At 47.8% G+C, this 15,663-nt stretch carries 17 protein-coding genes and 2 pseudogenes; 12 read left to right on the forward strand and 7 right to left on the reverse strand.

Going from position 1 to position 15,663, the window contains the following annotated elements; translation table 11 throughout:
• Positions 1-345: 345 nt before the first annotated feature.
• The 5 genes and pseudogenes from VNK96_06750 to VNK96_06770 form a co-directional block, all read right to left on the reverse strand.
• The gene (locus tag VNK96_06750) at positions 346-969 is read right to left on the reverse strand and encodes an NTP transferase domain-containing protein (GenBank protein HWP31404.1); all 624 of its coding nucleotides are present in this window, start codon (positions 967-969) and stop codon (positions 346-348) included.
• On the reverse strand, positions 929-1,396 hold the full coding sequence (locus VNK96_06755) for a DinB family protein (GenBank protein HWP31405.1): 468 nt from the start codon (positions 1,394-1,396) through the stop codon (positions 929-931). Before VNK96_06755 ends, VNK96_06750 begins: the two co-directional genes overlap by 41 nt.
• A gap of 42 nt (positions 1,397-1,438) precedes the next feature.
• Positions 1,439-2,302, reverse strand: a complete 864-nt coding sequence (locus tag VNK96_06760) for an SEC-C metal-binding domain-containing protein (GenBank protein HWP31406.1) — start codon at positions 2,300-2,302, stop codon at positions 1,439-1,441.
• Positions 2,303-3,013, reverse strand: a pseudogene (locus VNK96_06765) (hypothetical protein).
• A pseudogene (locus tag VNK96_06770) lies at positions 2,987-4,459 on the reverse strand (accessory Sec system translocase SecA2). Before VNK96_06770 ends, VNK96_06765 begins: the two co-directional pseudogenes overlap by 27 nt.
• 84 nt (positions 4,460-4,543) lie before the next feature.
• Here VNK96_06770 and VNK96_06775 point away from each other — a divergent pair.
• Complete coding sequence (locus VNK96_06775; protein HWP31407.1) at positions 4,544-5,248, forward strand: uracil-DNA glycosylase; 705 nt, start codon at positions 4,544-4,546, stop codon at positions 5,246-5,248.
• 85 nt (positions 5,249-5,333) lie between these two features.
• Here the strand turns inward: VNK96_06775 and VNK96_06780 are convergent, their stop codons facing one another.
• Together VNK96_06780 and VNK96_06785 are read right to left on the reverse strand one after the other, a co-directional pair.
• Positions 5,334-6,155 (reverse strand): DNA-processing protein DprA, encoded by an 822-nt coding sequence (locus tag VNK96_06780; protein HWP31408.1) that lies wholly within the window; start codon positions 6,153-6,155, stop codon positions 5,334-5,336.
• Positions 6,148-6,876, reverse strand: coding sequence for an MTAP family purine nucleoside phosphorylase (locus VNK96_06785; protein HWP31409.1), 729 nt, complete (start codon positions 6,874-6,876; stop codon positions 6,148-6,150). The genes VNK96_06780 and VNK96_06785 overlap by 8 nt, the downstream gene beginning before the upstream one ends.
• Positions 6,877-6,966: 90 nt before the next feature.
• Between VNK96_06785 and radC the strand changes: the two genes are divergently transcribed.
• The 11 genes from radC to truB all read left to right on the forward strand — a co-directional run bounded on the left by radC (position 6,967) and on the right by truB (position 15,596).
• Entirely contained in the window at positions 6,967-7,620 is a 654-nt protein-coding gene (gene radC / locus VNK96_06790) for a DNA repair protein RadC (protein ID HWP31410.1), read from the forward strand.
• 13 nt (positions 7,621-7,633) lie between these two features.
• On the forward strand, positions 7,634-8,263 hold the full coding sequence (locus VNK96_06795; protein ID HWP31411.1) for a hypothetical protein: 630 nt from the start codon (positions 7,634-7,636) through the stop codon (positions 8,261-8,263).
• Between the two features lie 161 nt (positions 8,264-8,424).
• A complete protein-coding gene (locus VNK96_06800) occupies positions 8,425-8,847 on the forward strand; it encodes a hypothetical protein (GenBank protein ID HWP31412.1) in 423 nt (140 codons plus the stop codon).
• A gap of 212 nt (positions 8,848-9,059) precedes the next feature.
• A complete protein-coding gene (locus VNK96_06805) occupies positions 9,060-9,479 on the forward strand; it encodes a hypothetical protein (GenBank protein HWP31413.1) in 420 nt (139 codons plus the stop codon).
• 3 nt (positions 9,480-9,482) lie between these two features.
• Positions 9,483-10,364, forward strand: coding sequence for a signal recognition particle-docking protein FtsY (ftsY, locus tag VNK96_06810; GenBank protein ID HWP31414.1), 882 nt, complete (start codon positions 9,483-9,485; stop codon positions 10,362-10,364).
• The gene (locus VNK96_06815; GenBank protein HWP31415.1) at positions 10,361-11,338 is read left to right on the forward strand and encodes a hypothetical protein; all 978 of its coding nucleotides are present in this window, start codon (positions 10,361-10,363) and stop codon (positions 11,336-11,338) included. The genes ftsY and VNK96_06815 overlap by 4 nt, the downstream gene beginning before the upstream one ends.
• A gap of 45 nt (positions 11,339-11,383) precedes the next feature.
• Positions 11,384-11,671, forward strand: coding sequence for a DUF503 domain-containing protein (locus VNK96_06820; protein HWP31416.1), 288 nt, complete (start codon positions 11,384-11,386; stop codon positions 11,669-11,671).
• Positions 11,662-12,900, forward strand: a complete 1,239-nt coding sequence (gene trpB, locus VNK96_06825) for a tryptophan synthase subunit beta (GenBank protein ID HWP31417.1) — start codon at positions 11,662-11,664, stop codon at positions 12,898-12,900. The genes VNK96_06820 and trpB overlap by 10 nt, the downstream gene beginning before the upstream one ends.
• Positions 12,901-12,990: 90 nt before the next feature.
• Positions 12,991-13,722: a TerC family protein gene (locus VNK96_06830; protein ID HWP31418.1), complete on the forward strand. Its 732-nt coding sequence runs from the start codon at positions 12,991-12,993 to the stop codon at positions 13,720-13,722.
• A gap of 12 nt (positions 13,723-13,734) precedes the next feature.
• Positions 13,735-14,733 carry a bifunctional oligoribonuclease/PAP phosphatase NrnA gene (locus VNK96_06835; protein HWP31419.1) on the forward strand — a complete coding sequence of 333 codons (999 nt, stop codon included), beginning with the start codon at positions 13,735-13,737 and terminating at the stop codon, positions 14,731-14,733.
• Positions 14,733-15,596, forward strand: a complete 864-nt coding sequence (gene truB / locus VNK96_06840) for a tRNA pseudouridine(55) synthase TruB (GenBank protein ID HWP31420.1) — start codon at positions 14,733-14,735, stop codon at positions 15,594-15,596. Before VNK96_06835 ends, truB begins: the two co-directional genes overlap by 1 nt.
• The last annotated feature ends 67 nt before the right edge of the window (positions 15,597-15,663 follow it).

Below are 15,663 nucleotides of genomic sequence, written 5' to 3' on the forward strand. Positions count from 1 at the left end.
GGGGGTCAAAGAATAAACCTCTGACCCTTGAAATTATGCGATAAACATTTTTCAAAGTCGTGTTTTCACGATAATCGAAAACAAAACGGTTCCCCTTGCGCGAGCAGGGGGAACCTTACGGAGGGGGTTGAAGAATAACCTCTGACTCCTTGGAACTTTGATATAAGTAACGAAAACTGATTCCTCTTGCATAAGCAGAAACCATAAAAGAGGGCATAAGAAGAACACATCAAAAATTGCAAAAAATAATAAGAAGCAATGGTTTCAAAAACTCTAATCCAAATCAGTTCCCCTTGCGCGAGCAGGGGGAAATTTTACGGAGGGGGTCGAAAAAAACTCTCTCTGTTAATTTTTCTCGAATTCCCGCAATATCTCCCGATAATCCTCCAAAGTATCCACATCTCGAAATTGCTTACAGTTTTCGGTGTGTACCGTATAAATATCCTGCGTCATCAAAAAATCTCTTAATGTCTTCCCATCCCTAATCGCCCCCCGTAAAGAAAGCCAAGTGTTATCTTTCAAAAAAACAGGGTGTTTCCGTATTCCCTCGCAAATTGGCTGGATTACCGAATAGCCTTTATCCAGCATAGACGCACATCGCTCGATAGTTCCCACCTCGAGTAAGGGCATATCCGCGGGACACAAAGCCATCCATTCAGAATGGCAGTCGTCTAATGCTTCGAGAATCGAACCGACCATGCCCAGTTCCGGTTGTAAATTAATAATGTAGCGCAAACCCAATTCGAACGCTTCACGTGCCAGCAATTCGTCATCCACTCTTCCGATAACACGAACCCGTTTCAATCCTGCCTCGAAAAATTTTCGCGCCATATGGCTCAAAATCGTTTCACTCCCTAAACGCAGGAGTTGTTTATTGACACCTAATCTCTCGCTTTTTCCCGCAGCGAGTAAATAAACTTCGACGCGCTTATTCGGCGATATTGCGGATATATCGGATTTGTCCTGCATGATAAATATCGTGCTCGATGAGCATCAAAAAAAACTCCATAATGGTCATTCTTTTTCCGCCCCACGTGCTTACTTTTAAAGGCAACTCTTCGTCGCTCAAATCCCGTAACTTATTTACGACCTTATTATTTGCCTCCTGGAGTTGTTTCATCATCGTTTCCATATTTTCTTTCTCCAATTCACTTTTCAACGTGTCCCATGTCACGATTCCTCCTTCGAAAGCAGTGCTAATTTGCACCAATTTATCGCCTGTAACATGATACACGATATCTCGAATCGAACCGTCCATCCATGGAAACCCGTGATGTTTAGGTGGAACCCAAAAGAAAACTTCTTCGCTGATTCCTTTCAATGCACCCATCAAACTATGCCATGGGCTCTTTGCAAAGGAGCGCTCTTGATAGTGTAAAAGGCTTTCGACGTTCATTTTTCTCGCTTTGGGAAAGAAGGAGCAAGGACTCGACTTACACTAACCGCCGACAACTTCTCGATAGTGGCAGTGCTTGAATTTCTTCCCGCTTCCGCAAGGGCATGGGTCATTGCGTTTGACTTTCGACCAATCGATTTCTCCGTTCCCCGTTCGGGTCGTTGCTTTTGCATCTATTCTTTCCATCCGCGGAGACGGGGGGGCTACTTGCGGTTGGCGCTGGATCGTCGCACGATAAATGCGGGTTACGACCAACTCTCGAATGCCACGTAGCGTATCTTCGAAAATCGAATGGCTTTCTTTTTTGAATGCAATCAACGGGTCAACTTGCCCGTAGCCACGAAGTCCGATTCCTTCGCGCAATCGCTCAACCAATTGCAAGTGTTCTGTCCACTTCTGCGTGATGGCTTGCAATAAAAGAAACCTCTCGAGCTGGCGGAAATTCTCGTCGCCGATTTCGCGTATCCTCGCCTCGTAAGCATTGTGCGCCCATCGCTTCACCGTTTCGAGAATGGTTTCCTCGTCTTTCAATGCCTCCAAATCTTCCGGAGTTCCATAATCCATCGCAGGGAAAATCATCGTCAAATCTCGGAAAAGCGTATGATAATCCCATTTCTCGTATTCCGAAAATGCAGGATTATGACGATGAACGACTTCTTCTAATGTCTCGTCGATATATTCTTGAATGGTGGGGCGAGCGTCTTTTCCTAATACGTATTCCCTCCGCATGCTGTAAATAAACTCGCGCTGCGCATTCAACACGTCGTCGTATTCCAACACATGCTTTCGATATTCGAAGAAATGCATCTCGATTCGTTTCTGAGTCTTTTCGATCATAGAACTCAAAAACTTCGCATCTACTTGTTCGAATTCGGGCCATGCTTTCAAAAGCGGATTTTCGAGCATGCGCGGGTTGAATATCTTCCAAAGTTGGTCCTCTAAGGACACGAAATATCGGCTTTCTCCGGGGTCTCCCTGACGTCCCGAACGCCCGCGCAACTGATTATCTATGCGGCGGCTTTCATGCCGTTCCGAACCCAGAATATAAAGCCCACCTAATTTGCGCACTTCTTCTGCTAACGCCGCACGTTCTTGGTCATCCAAGGGCAATGGGGGGGCAGCACGCTGTTTTCCACCTCTACGATACGACTCGAAAGTTTCCGCCATGAACCCGTCGCTTCCACTCGAGCGTTTTGTTTCATCCGTCTGAACCGTGCCGCCCAACAAAATATCTACACCGCGTCCAGCCATATTCGTAGCAATGGTCACGGCTCCCTTGCGACCCGCTTCTGCGATGATTAATGCTTCACGTTCATGATATTTCGCATTCAAAACATTATGCGGGATACCGTGTTTCAACGCCTCCTCTAAATACTCTTTGTTCTCTGCGGGAAGTTGATGATGCTCCAAAAACCAATCCATCATTTCCGCACTTAGAGGATTCGTCGGTAAACCCATGCTCGATGCGACTTGAGCAAAATTTTTGAGTTTCGCTTCGGGTATCGGCGTGGAAATCGCTTTATAATGCTCCTGCTTTTCTTTTTTAGAAAGTCCTTTCTTTTCTAATTCGGTTTTTATTCGTTCCGCCAGGAGCATCTTTTGTAAGTTATCCGGCATCAATCTCGTGGAAAGTCTCTCCGACATTTCTATAGAACGCGTCCCCACCAAAACAGGCTGCTGTTTCGTATAAAGGCGCAATATCTCTTGAGCAATCGCGCGCAACTTCGCCTCTTCCGTTTTGAAAACCACATCCGGATGGTCGACGCGAATCATCTTTCGATGTGTCGGAATGACGACCACACTCAAACCGTAAATCTTGAGAAATTCGTCTTCTTCCGTCTTCGCAGTTCCCGTCATTCCAGCCAACTTTTCATACAATCGGAAAAGGTTCTGGAACGTGATTACGGCAATCGTTTGACTCTCACGCTGTATGGGAACGCCTTCTTTCGCCTCCAACGCTTGATGCAACCCCTCGCTCAATCTTCTGCCGAACATCAAGCGCCCTGTGTTTTCGTCTACCAAAATCACTTGTCCATCTTTGACGACATAATCTACATCCTTTTCGAAAAGCCCATAGGCTTTAATCGAAGCATTGATGTAATGCATGTAATCCGGATAATCCGCGAGGTTGCTGATGTTCAATAACTCTTCGACCCGGTCGTAACCTCTTTCCGTCAAAGACGCAGAATGGTTTTTCTTGTCTACGATGTAATCGCAATCGCTCTCTTCTTCGCGTGTACCCGGTTTCAATTTTCGAACGACTGCATCGATTCGACGATAAATTTCAACGGGTTCTTGAGAAGCACCGCTGATAATATGAGGTGTGCGTGCTTCGTCAATTAAAATGCTGTCTACTTCGTCTACGATTGCATAATATAAATCCCGCATGACGAGTTCCGATTCGTCGAACACCATGTTGTCGCGAAGATAATCGAATCCGAACTCGTGGTTCGTTCCATAAACGATATCGCATTCGTAGGCTTCCCTTCTGCTTACAGGACGCAGATGCACATATCGCGGATCGTCATGCTCGAAGCCAGGCTCGTAAATGTAACTCCCCCCCAATTCATCCGATTCCGGAGACTGCCCTTGAATGACTCCCACCGACATTCCGAGCAAATGATAAATCGGTCCCATCCAAACCGCGTCGCGGCGTGCAAGATAATCATTTACGGTAACGAGATGGACTCCGCGACCCGTCAATGCATTCAAATAAAGCGGCATCGTCGCAACGAGAGTTTTCCCTTCCCCCGTTTTCATCTCTGCGACCTTTCCTTCATGCAATACGATTGCGCCCAATACTTGCACGTCGAAATGACGCATATGAAGTGTGCGGCGACTGGCTTCTCTCACCAATGCGTACGCTTCAGGAAGAATGTCGTCTAACGTCTCCCCTGCCTTCAGTCGCTGAATAAATTCTTCTTTTTTCCGTGCGAAATCTTCCTGCTTCAGCGCTTGCATCTGTGGTTCGAGTGCATTGACCCGCTCCACGATGGGCATGAGTCGTTTGATTTCCTCCTCACTTCTATCGAACCACTTGCGAAAAATAGTATCCAATTTCATAGTTAATTCCGCTGGATGTTCCCTTTATTTATCAACACGATAGCGGCATTGGCTGTTCCGAATTCATACTTAAAATAACGGGATTTGAAGACAAAACAAGAGTATACCTTGCGCTCGAAGAGAAACTCCCGTGAACTTTCCTGGCTCGAAAGGCAGAATAGACGGGTGTTGCTTTGCCGTCGCTGTCCCCGCTTGCGGTCATTTTGCGAACAGATTTCTCGAGAAAAACGCGCCGCTTTTCGCACGGAAAACTACCACGCCAAACCCGTCCCGAATTTCGGCGATTCGAAAGCCAGGCTCCTCATCGTAGGGTTAGCCCCGGGAGCGCACGGCTCTAACCGCACCGGAAGGATGTTCACCGGTGATAGAAGCGGACAGTGGCTGTATCGAGCCCTCTATGACACGGGTTTTGCATCCCAACCCACTTGGGAATCTCCTGACGACGGACTCGTACTCCAAGATTGTTTGATTACCGCAATCTGCCGTTGTGCCCCGCCCAAAAACAAGCCCCTTCCTTCGGAAATAGAAAATTGCTCGGATTATTTAATAGAGACACTACGAAAAACACCTTGGAAAGTCATTGTGGCTTTGGGCGCTCTCGCATATCGTGAAGTCGGCAAACGCTTGCAGGTCAAGCTCTCTCGTTTCGCTCACGGCATTGAAAATCTTTTGCCTGACAGCCGCATCGTCATCGCCTCCTATCATCCGAGCCAACAAAACACCTTTACAGGAAAACTTACAGCAGAAATGTTGAAAGAAGTCTTTGTTCGTGCAAAACGATATTTATAAACAAACCGCTTCTATTCTTTTACTTCTTCTTGACTTCTCGTTCCCAAACCCTGTTTGAAAAGACCGCTCGCGGAGCACTAAAAAATTATCCCACCCCTTCCACAATCTTCCCGACGTTTCGTGCCCTATCTATCAACCCTTCCATATTCCCCCCCGGGCGCAAATAAACCCATCTCACGACATCGGAAAGCCCGACCACACATTCGTCACGCTTCCTGTTATTTATCGGCGCATATTTGTCATCAGGACGAAACGGAGAAACCACCAAGTCCACACTCGGGTCGAAACGATATCGCCACAAACGCGCTGCGGTAAAAGGCTCCCTATCCAAACCATCCCCCAATGCAGCGAACAGTCCACGGTCCAAAACCAAAATCCTTGGCGCTCCCCACCGCAAAGGAACGACGGCCGCCCTCCGATACACATTCGTATTCGCACCGCTCACCAAATTCATCGGCTCGAGAACCCCCGCCTCCACGCTCTTTTCCACCTTCGCTAATTCTTCCTCGCTTGCATCTCTGCTCGCAAGCACGCAAAACGTCTTCCCCTCCAAAGCCGCATAGTTTCCGTAAAGAAACACATACACAGGTGGAGGTTGACAAAACCCTTCCAATCTTCTCGGATAAATCGGGCTTCGCTGCGTAGTAAGGACCACATTTTTACCTCGCACCTTCTTTTTAAAATTCTCTACTCTCTCCAAAAAATCATGATTGCTAATAGCCTTAGCCGCGCTTTCCCGCAAGCCATATTCCTTAATCAAGTTTTCTTCTCTCAAACGAAGAAATTCTTCAGGTTGAACCCCGAGAAGTGCGTTTTTCGCGAGGATTTTCGATACACTCGCGCTCCCGATTTCCGGAGTCAAACACAAAGCCAATTCCAAATCGAATGTAGAATCGAAACTATTCACCACACAACCTCTCCGCAGCACGCATTAAAATAGAGATAACAAGAGAACCATTTTCGAGCATGCGTGCCTCTACTTCCTCATGAGTCAATTTTTTCCCCAAACCTGCAGCCAAATTCGTGACAAGAACTAAGCAGGCATATCGTACGCCACATTCCTTCATTGCAATCGCTTCGCTGGTAATCGTCATCCCCACCACATCCCCACCCAATTTTCGCAAAGCCACTACTTCCGCGGGAGTTTCGTATCTCGGTCCGGGCATTCCCACGTATACCCCCCCGTCACGCACTGAACATCCTAATTCGACACAACTTTCCAACAAAGCCTTTCGGCAAGTTCCATCGAAAGGATCGCTGAAATCCGTGTGAAGAACTTCGTCTTCGTAAACCGATGCACGCTTCGTGAAATCTATGAAATCGTTGGGAACGAGCATCTCACCGACCCCCCAATCGGCTCGTAAACTTCCAACCGCACCGGTAGCGAGACAGTACTGGATTCCCATGTCTCGACATGCACTCCCAAATGCTCGATAAGAAACCTTCGCTGGAGGTACCTTGTGCTCGATTCCATGACGAAGAAACACGATCGCATGATTACCACTTTCCAAAATCAACCTCTTACCCATCACAGAACCGTAATTCGTGCTAACTTCCAGCCGATCTCCTGCCCTCTCCCAAAGACTTTCCATCCCTGTGCCACCAATTAAAGCAACCTTACAAGACATCTTTCTACTTTTGTCCCTCTCTTCGTTCCTATCGATTTTAGCCGGAAGGTATCCTCCAAGAAAGTTTTTGTTATAACCTTTTTACAGAAAATGGCGACTTCCCCATACGACCGCATACGTGAATCGAGTGTAAACGCTCTTTCGGCAATCGAACTGCTGGCAATGGGAATCTGCCAATCCGAGGAAGACTTAGAATCCGCAATCTCCATCGCACGAAAACTCATGCAAAGAGTAGGCGGAATAAGAGGCATACCCAAAATCCCACCCGATTTACTCGCGGATAGCGGCGTGAAGGGTTTTCAAGCAGCGCGATTTTATAGTCTTATCGAACTCGGACGTCGAACCGCAGATGCAGGAATCGGAGACCTAGTGGCTATCGAAAAACCGGAAGACGTTGTAAAACTTTTTGCCGATTTGCGCGGCGAACGAAGAGAACATTTTTGTGCCCTTCTCCTCGATGCAAAAAACAGAGTTCTCCGCCGTCACACAGTCCATATAGGAACGATAACTTCCTCTATGGTCGGCATAAGAGAATTCTTTCGCGAAGCGGTGCGCGAAGGTGCTGTTAGTGTAATTGCAGTGCATAATCACCCGAGTGGCGACCCGAAACCGAGTCCCGAAGACATCGAAATTACTCGTGTCCTCGTCGAAGCGGGAAAATTACTCGAAATCCCGCTTCTCGACCATATCATCATCGGAGAGCCCGAGTTCACCAGCCTAAACAGATTAGGATGTATTTCATAGGATACATTTCATAATGCCAAAACGACTCACAGAAATCGCTGAAAAATTGCGAAGTGAAATTGCCGAACAACACGAGGCAAGAGAAACAGCATTAGCCGAAGCACGAAAAATTATCCAACTCAGCGCAAAAACAATTAAACACGTTCATCGGGGAAATTTCGAAGACGCAAAAAAATTATTAGAAGAAGCCGAAACAAGAGCGAGACGCGTCGCAAAAACACTCGCGAAGTATCCGGGAATCTTATATGCTCCCTACTTCCAAGATTCACTCAAAGAATACGCTGAAGCGGCGTTGTTTACATCTATCGTGCAAAACCAACCTCTTCCGACCCCGCTCGCTCTCGGTGTCCTCCCGCAAGCCTATCTCAATGGTCTATCGGAAGCAGCGAGTGAGTGCAGACGTTATGCGCTCGACGTGCTTAGAAGGGGGGACCCGGAAGAAGCGAAAAGACTTGCTGACGATATGGAAGACATCTACGACGAACTCGTCACGTTCGATTATCCTGACGCTCTCATGGCAAACCTGCGAAGAAATGTAGATGCGCTACGGGCAGTCCTCGAACGCACCCAAAGCGACTTAGCCGTAACCTCGATGCAACTCGAACTGATTCAAGAACTAAAAAAACAAAATCGCACCAAGTGAACACTAGGCTTTTCGCATCGTCATAACTTATGATTTCCTATGGATTCTCCCTTGGGGGAAATAACTAAACTCCTCGGGGTTCGAGCTCTTTTCGTACTTTTTTCGAAACGAAAAGAAATTTTGCGAAAAAATAAAATCACTTTAAAAAAAGGAGCCAAACGATGAAAAAGATGCTGTTCCTAATCTCGATCGCTGCGTTTTCCCTTTCAGCCTTCGCGCAAACCCATGCCGCACTCGGAAATGGAACGATAGGCGAATATAAAAAATTCGATTTACTTGCGGCACGCATCGGAGATGTCGTTGGGGGCAGCGTGCAATTTCACGCTGCAACGAACACAGGCATAATTGCTATCAATGCCAAGGTGCAAAAAGCGATATTCGAAAAAAATGCTGTCCACACTGCAGGAGAAGGCATGCTCAACGACAAGCACGTTTTTGTCGAAGTGCTCGCTGTGGATGGTACTCCCGAACACAAACCGGACTTCTTTTCGATTCGTGTATTCAATAAAGAAGGTAACGTCGTTTTCGAAGCATCAGGTGCCGTGATCCACGGCAACATCATCGTCAAACATAGCAAAACATAAACCGTGCATGACGATGTTTTTCCACGGACATAAGTCGTCGAGAACACAAATTTCTTTCAAAGCCGAAACATGGATAAACGACCATTGTCCGTGGAATTCGTTTTTATAGCCTTTCGATAACCACGTCTTTGCAATTATTGAATCGCACAGCGTTATCAGCAAAAAACTCCATCAAAATCTAAGAACATCGATAAAGCATGCCAAAATAATGCATGCGAGTTTTGCTTTGCAAATTCTGTGATTACGCATGCCGGATGGAGGGCGGAAAAGGGTGTCTCATCGGCATGTTCGACACAATCGGAGGAATGGAATTCCCTCTCACCCATCCCACTTTTTTCATTTGCGTCGAATTCGAATTCAGCCCCTTCGAAGCAGAGAGAGAAGCGCAAATCAAAATGGTCCTTATCGACGAAGATGGTAAGGAACTTATGGGAGTAGAAGGGCATTTCCCTGTTCCTAAGGCAGTCGATGCACGCCCTACTACGATGTTTCATGCCTTTCGAATAGATGGATTCACTTTCCAAAAACCGGGAACTTACCGCCTCGACGTCCTTTACAATGGCGAACCCGTTTCCGAAGCGAGGCTTTACCTCGTCCAAGGTCCACCTCCCTCGCAGCGCTATACTCCTTAAATCATGCCGCTCGGCATTTTCAAAGGGCTGCGCGAAAAATTCCAACGCCTCTTCCAAAGAGGAACCGTTGACGAAAGTTTGTTCCTCGAATTAGAAGAAACTCTAATTTCCGCAGACATGAGCGTCTCACTCGTAGACGAACTTCTCACTGCTCTTCGAGAAAAGACGAGCAAAGAACACATAACAGATTCCGAACGACTCCGAAGCGAACTCAAACGATTGCTTACGGAAAAACTCGCATCGGAAGAAGGCTCCCTCCGCGTACATTCTACCCCCCCCACGGTTTATCTTTTTTTAGGAGTAAACGGCTCGGGAAAAACGACGACAATAGCGAAATTAGCCCATTTTCTAAAAAAGCAAAATAAAAAAGTTATCGTTGCTGCAGCAGACACGTTTCGTGCGGCGGCAATCGAACAACTCGAAATCTGGGCACGACGTGCAACTGCAGATATCGTCAAAGGAAATCCGGGGGGGGATCCGGGAGCGGTCGTCTTCGATGCGATACAAGCCGCGAAAGCCAGAGGTGCAGATTACGTTTTGGCAGATACTGCAGGACGCCAACACACACGCACCCACCTCATGAGCGAACTCGAAAAAATCGTTCGCGTCGCTGAAAAGGCTTTAGGAAGACAACCGGACGAAGTCCTTCTCGTACTCGATGGACACACCGGACAAAACGCAATCCGTCAAGCAGAGGAATTTCGCAAAGTCGCGGGACTCACAGGAGTAGTCATAACGAAATTGGACGGGACGTCGAAAGGCGGCGCAGTTCTCAGCATCAAAGACCGATTGGGTATACCCATAAAGTTAATCGGCTATGGTGAAAAACTCGAAGATTTGAAACCTTTCCATGCCGAAGAATTCGCCGAGGAACTATTATCATGAATTCGAAGACAAAGCCCCCCCTTATTCGCGCGAAACGATTTCCGATATGTCTCTTCCTCTGTCTTATGCCTCTCCTCATTGGATGCGGCAGAGAAATCGGACCCAAACAACCTCCGATTTATGGCCTCGTCATTCCCGCCGGAAACGAACAATGGAAAAAAGAAATTAAAGACGGCTTCCAGTTCGCTGCTCGAGAATTCCATGTGAATTACATCATCCGTGAATACGAAGAAACGAATCCTAGTTCTATAATTTCCGCCGCTTTATCCATTCCCAAAACCGAAAGAACACCAATTTGCATCGTCTTTTTGCGTCGAGAACCTATCGCGAGTGTCGCAAGCGCTTTATCTAAAAATAATAGAGTAATGATAACCGTCGGCGTGGACGATGCAAGCGCAGAAAGAGTCGGGCACATAGGAATGTCACCCGAACGCCTCGCTTATCTATGGAAAATTCGCGCGACGCAACTCTTTCCCCGATTTCGCAATGTCTTATTCGTTTTCGGCAGAGAACCCATAAAGACAGACCGCATCGAAGGCGCAGTCTTTCAACGTTCGAGGAATTGGCGGGAATTCAAAACACGCTTCCGAGAGAGCGAAGAACTTTCGAAAGAAGACGTCGCCTGGGCAGATGTCGTAGTGTGTATAGGACTCGATGCCCTGAATAAAGCGCGACTTTTTGAAGCAAAAGCAATTTTCCCGGTAGATTCCGACGACAATACTCTGCAACTCATCGAGTCCGAAGAACTTCCCTTTGCTCTCGCTCCGAAGTATTTCGAAATAGGGGTGCGAGCGCTTCGTCTCGCGCGAGAACATCACATCAGAAACTTTATCGCACAACCGTTATCTCTCCTCGATTACGCAGAAATAGACCAACCATCCCTAAAACTTTTTCGAGCGCGACGATATAAAGTAACTCCCGGAATCCTCCTGCCCGAAAGTGAAAAAACCAAAAAGGTCGAACCACTTGATTAAAATATAAAACACGTAGGAGCGCCGTGAGGCGCGATAAAATGCCATATGGGAATCCATGTAGGATTGTTGGTAGTAACATACGAAATTCCTTCCGCGAAAACGCTAAAGGATAAACGCTCCATTCTGCAAAGCATGATTCGTCGCGCAAGAAACAAACTCCAACTCAGCGTCTCCGAAGTGGATTTTCAAAATCGCATCCGCTCCGGAACGATTGCCCTCGCTCTCGTAGGGACATCACGCCCCGCTTTGGAAAGACTTCGCGACGCTTCAGAAGAATTTCTTTCCTCAGACCCTCGCCTCATTCCGATTGAAGTTATGTGGGAATGGTTGTAGTCGAAGGTAGAGGTAACCTTACAGTTACGAGCATGCAAATCCAGACACAACCACGCGAAGGACGATTCGGAAATTACGGCGGAAGATACGTCCCCGAAACGCTCATCCCTGCCATCGAAGAACTCACACGAGCCTTCGAAGAGGCACGAAAAGACCACGCCTTCCTCGATGAACTTCATTGGCATTATCGCCATACTATCGGCAGACCCACTCCTCTCACCCCTGCAAAACGCATGAGCGAAGAAACGGGTCTTCGTATCTGGATTAAACGCGAAGACCTTTGCCACACCGGTGCGCACAAACTCAATAACGCCCTTGGCCAAGCCCTTTTGGCGAAAAAAATGGGAAAAAAACGGATTATCGCCGAAACGGGCGCTGGACAACATGGCGTTGCTACAGCGACCGCATGCGCGATGTTCGGATTGGAGTGCGTCGTGTACATGGGCGAAGAAGACGTCCGCCGTCAACAACTCAATGTCTTTCGCATGAAATTGTTGGGTGCGACCGTAATTCCTGTTTCGAGCGGAACGAAAACATTGAAAGACGCCACTAATGAAGCAATGCGCGATTGGGTTACGAATGTGCACGATACGCATTACATTGTCGGTTCGTGTGTGGGTCCCCATCCCTACCCTCTGATGGTGCGAGAGTTTCAGCGGGTCATCGGCGAAGAAGCGCGCACACAAATTTTAGAAGAGGAAGGTGAACTGCCCGATGCCTGCATCGCCTGTGTCGGGGGGGGCTCGAATGCAATCGGCTTCTTCCACGGTTTCATAGAGGACTCTAAAGTGAGACTCATAGGCGTCGAAGCGGGGGGGGAAGGAATCGAAACAGGGCATCACGCCGCCCCCCTCTGCGCGGGTTTACCCGGTGTTCTGCATGGAAGTTACAGTTATCTTATGCAAGACGAAGACGGCCAAGTCGTAGGAACTCATTCGATTTCTGCGGGTCTCGACTATCCGGGAGTAGGACCCGAACACGCATACCTCAAAGATATAGGAAGAGCGGAATACTATGCAGTAACCGATAAAGAAGCACTCGACGCCTTCGTCTGGCTCAGCCGTTTAGAAGGAATCATCCCTGCTTTCGAATGCGCGCATGCCTTCGCACTCCTCATGCCGAATAAACGCGACTCCCTCGACCTAAAACCGAATTCGATAGCCCTGGTGAACCTCAGCGGACGCGGCGATAAAGACATGGAATCCGCCTCCAAACTCCTCCACCTGTAAAAACTGTAGGAGCGCCGTAAGGCGCGATAAAAAACGTAGGAGCGCCGCAAGGCGCGATTGCCTTCCCTTACTATGTAAAATCCCCCCACCATGGATTGGCTCACCCAACCCGAAACCTGGATAGGTCTTTTCACTCTCGTCGCAATGGAAATCGTCCTCGGGGTAGACAACATCGTCTTCATCACCATCCTAACCTCGCGTCTACCCGAAGAACAGCAACCGCGCGCACGAAGACTCGGTCTCGCACTCGCCGTTCTCGGAAGAATCGCACTTCTCTTCGCCATCACTTGGGTATTGCATCTTACTACCCCATTTACCATTCTGGGAATAACGACTTCGGGTAAAGGATTGATTCTTTTAGCGGGGGGGCTCTTTCTCATCGGAAAAGCAACGACCGAAATTCATTCGAAATTAGAAGGCGCAGAAAAAGGATTCACGACGCCTGTTGCTTCCATCACGTTCTCGTCCGCAATAATACAAATCATGATTTTAGATGTCGTCTTCGCTCTCGATTCCGTAATTACCGCTGTTGGCATGGTGAGACGAATCGAAATTATGGTTGCAGCAGTCATCATTGCAGTCTTTTTCATGATCCTTTTAGTGGAACAAGTGAATACTTTCATTTCCCGCCATCCGACTCTGAAGATGCTCGCTCTCGCCTTTCTCGTTCTCATCGGTGCGAATCTCGTCGCGGAAGGTGTCGGTTTCGAAATCCCTAAAGGCTACACGTATTTCGCGATGGCATTTTCCCTCACCGTAGAAATGCTCAATCTGAAAATCAGAGCAGCCGCAAAAACATCCCATGAACAAAACTCGGTATAGTTATCTTCTCATATGACGCACGTTCCGAAAGAAGAAGCGCTTCGCCTGCAAAAACTTTTCGAAAGTGCTTCCTCGATTCTTCTTGCAAGCCATATGAGCCCCGATGGCGATTCGATTGCATCCGCACTCGCATTAGGCGAAATCCTCGAATCGAAAAATAAAAACGTTGTTTATGTTTGTCATGACCCTGTTCCGAAAAATCTGCATTTTCTTTCGAGATGGGAAAAATTTATTATCGGTGAAGACGCATTGAATCGCTTTGGAAATACCGTCTTCGACCTCGCCGTCGTCGTAGACCTCAACGTCCTCTCCAGATTAGGAAGCGTGCGTCCACTCGTAGAACAAGCAAAAAATTTCGCCATCATAGACCATCATCCTATAACTTACGAAACCCCCCCTGGCATACAACTAATCAGTCCGAAGTACGCAGCGACAGCCTTGATGATTTACGAATTACTCTTAGAGTTACAATACAAAATCACGACTACCGCGGCACAATGCATCCTTACAGGAATCGTTACGGACACCGGCAACTTTCGTCATGGAAATACCACGCCAGACTGCCTTCGCGCCGCGGCGAATCTAATGGAACTCGGTGCAAACCTCCCTCTAATCAGCCTCGAAATATGGGGTAAAAAGCCTAAGCAAGCCCTCGACCTCCTCGGTAGAGCCTTGAGCAGAATCACTTTGCTAAAAAACGGACGTTTAGCCTATAGTTGGATTAACCTTCAGGATTACTCCGAAATAGGTTGCCCCGATGAATACAGCGAAGACATCGTAAACCACATCGGTACCGTCGAAAATGCGCAAGTTTATCTACTCTTCAGAGAACCTAAGCCCGGAAGAATTCGTGTCAGCGTTCGCTCACGTGGAGACATAGATGTTGCCGACGTGTGCCGCCGATTCGATGGGGGGGGACATAAAAACGCTGCAGGATGCACTCTCTACACGACCATGGAGGACGCTATCCAACGAATTATCCCTGCTTTGTCCTCCTTACTCCCGGAATGATGTCCCCCATAGGCATTCTTCTGATTAACAAACCGAAAAATCTAACTTCTCACGACGTCGTTGACGAAGTTCGCCGCGCCCTCCACACTCGACGCGTAGGACACACGGGAACGCTCGATCCGATAAGCGAAGGTCTCTTGGTCATTGCAGTCGGATACGCAACCCGATTTATTCGCTACCTTCCCGTTGACCCGAAAGAATATATCGGAACGATGACGTTAGGCGCGATCACGAACACGCAAGATGCAGAAGGCGAAATCATAGAAAAAAGAAATTACGATTTTGTAACCCTCGAAATGATTCGAGAAGCAGCAAAATCGTTCCTCGGAGATATTTCCCAAATCCCCCCCATGTACAGCGCTGTAAAATTCAAAGGAACTCCCTTATTCAAATTAGCCCGCAAAGGCGAAGAAGTTCAAAGAAAACCCAAAAAAATAACGATCTACCATTTCGAAATCAACGACTATAACCCCCCCGTTGCCTCTTTTCGTGTCGTTTGTTCGAAAGGAACCTACGTGCGAACTCTATGCCATGATCTCGGTCTCAAATTGTCATGCGGAGCGTATCTGTCAGCACTTACGCGCACGCGAATGGGTGAATTCACCCTCGATAAAGCCTGCCAACTTGATGAAATTAGCGTAGAAAAACTCATACCGCTCGAAGAGGCTCTCGCACCGATGCCCATGATAAAACTCACACGCCACCAAATCATCCAAGCCAGAAACGGACAACCTCTACGTATCCCTCTCTTTCCGAATCGAACCACGATAGGACTTTTGGATGAAAACAACCATCTCTTCGCCATCGCTCGCCAACGCGACAGTATATGGCATCCCGAATGCGTCATCCCCCCAAACCCGTAGGAGCGCCTGACGCGATAAAAACCGTAGGAGCGCCGTAAGGCGCGACAAAAACCGTAGGAGCGCCGTA

It is taken from the genome of Fimbriimonadales bacterium (assembly GCA_035559795.1).
Taxonomy (GTDB): domain Bacteria; phylum Armatimonadota; class Fimbriimonadia; order Fimbriimonadales; family ATM1; genus DATMAR01.